Here is a 3,582-nt window from a genome sequence, read left to right as displayed (position 1 = left end):
CGGCAGCGCGCCTCCGTGACGCGGCCCGAGGCCCCCGCGTGCTGCGGACCCGACGGACATGTGGCTCACCCCTTCCCGTTCCGCCGCGTGCGGCGGTGGGGTGCCGGGCGCGGGGGCGCTTCCCCCACCACCGCGCCCGGCACCACTGAGCGGTGCGCGATCTGTCGATACACGGTCACCGGATGTCGAACGTGTGTTCGAACAAGGCCAGACTAACCCCGCGGTGCGGTCCGCTCAAGTCCGCGACCGAGCGATCTGCGTCGCACGTCGGAGGACACCCGTGATCTCATGGCTTCATGAGCACCCCCGACCATCCGGCGCTCGCCCGGGTCGCCGCGGCCCTCGCCGCCGCGGGACTGCGTGGCTCCGCCGACGGCGTCCGCATGTTGCCGACGGCGGTGCGCACCGCCGCACAGGCCGCCGAGGCACTCGGCGTCGACGTGGCGGCGATCGCCAACAGCCTCGTGTTCCGCATGTCGACCCCCGACGGCGACGCCCCGCTGCTGGCGTTGACCTCGGGCGCCCACCGAGCCGACACGCGTGCGCTCGCCGAGCACACCGGCGCCGCGCACGTCGACATGGCCGATCCGGACTTCGTCCGCGCCCACACCGGTCAGGTGATCGGCGGCGTGGCCCCGGTCGGGCATCCCGCCCCCATCACCACGCTCGTCGACGCGACACTCGCGCGGCACGACACGGTGTGGGCCGCGGCGGGCCACCCGGCGTCGCTGTTCCCGATCACCTTCGCCGACCTGGTCACGCTCACCGGCGGTCGCGCCGTCGACGTCGCCGCGCCGCGGCGGGAAGGGACCGGTTTCCGGTGACGGCCACGTCGGGCGGCCGGCACCACGTGGTCCGCGTCGTCCCCCTCTCCGGTGAGGACTTCCGGGCCCGCCTGCCCGAGGCCCTGTCGCTCTACGTGGCCGCGATGCGGTACCCGCCGGGGACGGCGGAACAACGGGCGCCGATGTGGCTGACCCACGCGTTGCGGGACGGGTGGCGCTGCGTGGTCGCGCTGGACGAGCGGGACGCCCTGGTCGGCCTGGCGTACGGCTACCACGGCGCGCCCGGCCAGTGGTGGTACGAGCAGGTCCACCGCGGCCTGCGCACACGCGCAGGCGAGGAGACCGCCCGGGACTGGCTGACCGACTATTTCGAGCTGACCGAGATCCACGTCCGCCCCGACCGGCAGGGACGCGGCATCGGGGAGAGCCTGCTGCGCAGGTTGCTCGACGGGGTGCCCCGCGCGCGGGTCCTGCTGTCCACGCCCGAGGGGCCCACGCGGGCCTGGACGCTGTATCGGAGGCTCGGTTTCGTCGACGTTCTGCGCCAGTACCACTTCGCCGGGGACGCGCGAGCGTTCGCGGTCCTGGGACGCCCGCTGCCGCTGGACGACTGAGAAGGCCCCGGCGCCGTGCGGCCGAGTGCTCAGGTCAGCGCGTAGAGGTCGTAGACGACCGTGTCCGGGCCGCGCGCGGCCGAGGCCACGAAGACGGTGCGGTTGAGCCACGCGTACCGCTCGTCCCCGGTCTCCAGGCACACACCGAGCCGGAAGTAGTACTCCGCCGGGTCGACCTCCTCCCCGGAGAGGAGCCGGTCGAGCACGGCGGGGGGCCCGTGTCGCACGCCCCGCGTGGCCAGGTAGATCAGGGCACCGTCGTGGGTCCGCGCGGTGTACCGCGTGTCGATGGTGATACCGCCGTCGTCGTGGACGAGCTGCCAGTCGGCGCCGCCGTGCAGGATCTCGCCCCGCAACCGGTCACCGTCGATCCGGCCGCCCGTGATCGGCACGACGCGCCGCAGTCCGTGCGGCACCGGGCCGAGGGTGAGTACCGGGTCGAGCCGGACCTCGACGCGCGCGACCCGGTCGAGCGCCGCGGGCGGCGGGGTCACACTCACGTCGCCGACCGCTCCACGCCACCGAGAGATCCGGGGACCATCCCGCGCGCCACGGCCGTCACCTCCGAGCGATCCTCAGCAGTCCGGGCGGACACTAACCGCGCTGGTGCGGGCCGTCAACGGTGCCGGCGTGGGCAGGAGCCCGCGCCGGGGCGGTGACGGGGTCCCACCACGGTGGCGACGGCGGTGTCGGATCGCGCAGGCGGGGTACGACGGGGGTGCGGGGCGTCTTGTTTCGATCTTGTCGAAGTCGGGAACATGGTCCGGGTGTCGGACCAGCTCGCACCTGAGACGCGTCGTCACCTGCCCGCGCAACTGCCCCTCGCGGTCCTGGTGACGCTACCCGGCCTGTTCCTGGGGGCCACCGACTACCTCGGCCTGCCCCGGCCGGAGGTCAGCGCGCCGATCGCCGCGCTCGTCTACGGCCTGGCCATCGTCGGGGCGGCGTTCCTGCTCTCCTGGGCCGCCGAGGCGGCGCAGGTCGACATCAACGGCGGTCTCGCGCTGGCGCTGCTGGCCTTCCTCGCCGTGCTGCCCGAGTACGCCGTGGACTTCGTCTTCACCATGCGCGCCGGGGTGGTCAACGCCGAGGAGGGGCACTGCCTGCCGGGTCCCGACGGAGCGAACCCGTGTTCGCTGGCGCTGGCCAACATGACCGGGGCGAACCGGATTCTCGTCGGCATCGGGTGGCCGCTGGTCGTGCTCGTGGCCACCCTCGCGGTCGTCCGGGCGCGCCGCCGGGGCGGGGCGGCCAGCACCTCAGCGCACGTCGGGTGGGTGCGTCTGCCGCGCAGGATGTCGGTGGAGGTCTTCTTTCTCGGCGCGGCGACGGTGTACTCCCTGCACTTCCCGCTGCGGGACTCGCTGACCCTGGTGGACGCGGCGGTGCTGGTGTCGCTGTTCGTGCTCTACGCGTGGCGGCTGGCCAAGGCCCCGGTCGAGGAACCGGAGCTGACCGGCACGTCCGCGTGGGTCGGCACGCGCCCGGCCGCACCGCGCCGCTGGCTCTACGGCGCGATGTTCGGCGTCGCCGCCGTGGTCATCCTGGCCACAGCCGAGCACTTCGCCGAGAACCTCGTACACACCGGGACCGAACTGGGCATCGACCACTTCCTGCTGGTGCAGTGGGTGGCACCGCTGGCCAGCGAGTCGCCCGAGCTGATCGTGGCGTGCCTGTTCGCCTGGAAGCTGCACGCCAGCTCCGCGCTGGGCACCCTGATCTCCAGCAAGGTCAACCAGTGGACGCTGCTGGTCGGCACCATCCCGATCGTGTTCGCCCTGTCCAGCGGCTCGTTCGACGGCCTGCCGATCGATCTGCACCAGCGCTTCGAGCTGTTGATCACGGCCGCGCAGTCGCTGTTCGCGGTGTGCATCCTGCTGACCCTGACCATGACGGCGCGGTGGGCCGGGGCCCTGCTGGTGCTGTTCTTGATCCAGTTCGGCACCAGCATCGTCCTGCCCGAGGAACAGGACCGCATCGTGATCACGGTGCTCAGCGTGGTCTACGTCGGACTGTCGCTCGGCCTGCTTGTGGCGCGCAGGACGGAACTGCGGCGCGTGATCCGCGACGGCGTGGCGACGCCGTTCGACGTGCTCAACCGCGCCGACGAGCAGGAGGCCGTGCGGCTCAGCCGCGACTGACGACCCCTGCCCGGCGCGCCCGCGTCCGGAGCCGGTGGCGCG

At 73.1% G+C, this 3,582-nt stretch carries 4 protein-coding genes; 3 read left to right on the top strand and 1 reads right to left on the bottom strand.

Annotated features, from left to right (window positions below; genetic code table 11):
• Positions 1-296 precede the first annotated feature (296 nt).
• Positions 297-824 (top strand): YbaK/EbsC family protein, encoded by a 528-nt coding sequence (locus tag SACSA_RS0111970; RefSeq protein ID WP_019816154.1) that lies wholly within the window; start codon positions 297-299, stop codon positions 822-824.
• Entirely contained in the window at positions 821-1,399 is a 579-nt protein-coding gene (locus SACSA_RS0111965) for a GNAT family N-acetyltransferase (protein ID WP_019816153.1), read from the top strand. Before SACSA_RS0111970 ends, SACSA_RS0111965 begins: the two co-directional genes overlap by 4 nt.
• Before the next feature lie 29 nt (positions 1,400-1,428).
• Here SACSA_RS0111965 and SACSA_RS0111960 read toward each other — a convergent pair whose 3' ends face one another.
• Complete coding sequence (locus tag SACSA_RS0111960) at positions 1,429-1,893, bottom strand: DUF3237 domain-containing protein (protein ID WP_019816151.1); 465 nt, start codon at positions 1,891-1,893, stop codon at positions 1,429-1,431.
• 264 nt (positions 1,894-2,157) lie between these two features.
• On the opposite strand from SACSA_RS0111960, the gene SACSA_RS0111955 reads away from it, so the two are divergent.
• Positions 2,158-3,540 carry a sodium/calcium exchanger protein gene (locus SACSA_RS0111955; RefSeq protein ID WP_019816149.1) on the top strand — a complete coding sequence of 461 codons (1,383 nt, stop codon included), beginning with the start codon at positions 2,158-2,160 and terminating at the stop codon, positions 3,538-3,540.
• Positions 3,541-3,582 lie beyond the last annotated feature (42 nt).

It is taken from the genome of Saccharomonospora saliphila YIM 90502 (assembly GCF_000383795.1).
GTDB lineage: Bacteria > Actinomycetota > Actinomycetes > Mycobacteriales > Pseudonocardiaceae > Saccharomonospora > Saccharomonospora saliphila.
The sequence above is the reverse complement of the archived record's forward strand: the minus strand, read 5'-3'. Positions and strand labels throughout refer to the sequence as shown.

Bases quoted from the DNA above. Each gene is read 5' to 3' on its own strand.
- SACSA_RS0111970 (WP_019816154.1), top strand. From the start codon at position 297: ATGAGCACCCCCGACCATCCGGCGCTCGCCCGGGTCGCCGCGGCCCTC.
- SACSA_RS0111955 (WP_019816149.1), top strand. From the start codon at position 2,158: ATGGTCCGGGTGTCGGACCAGCTCGCACCTGAGACGCGTCGTCACCTG.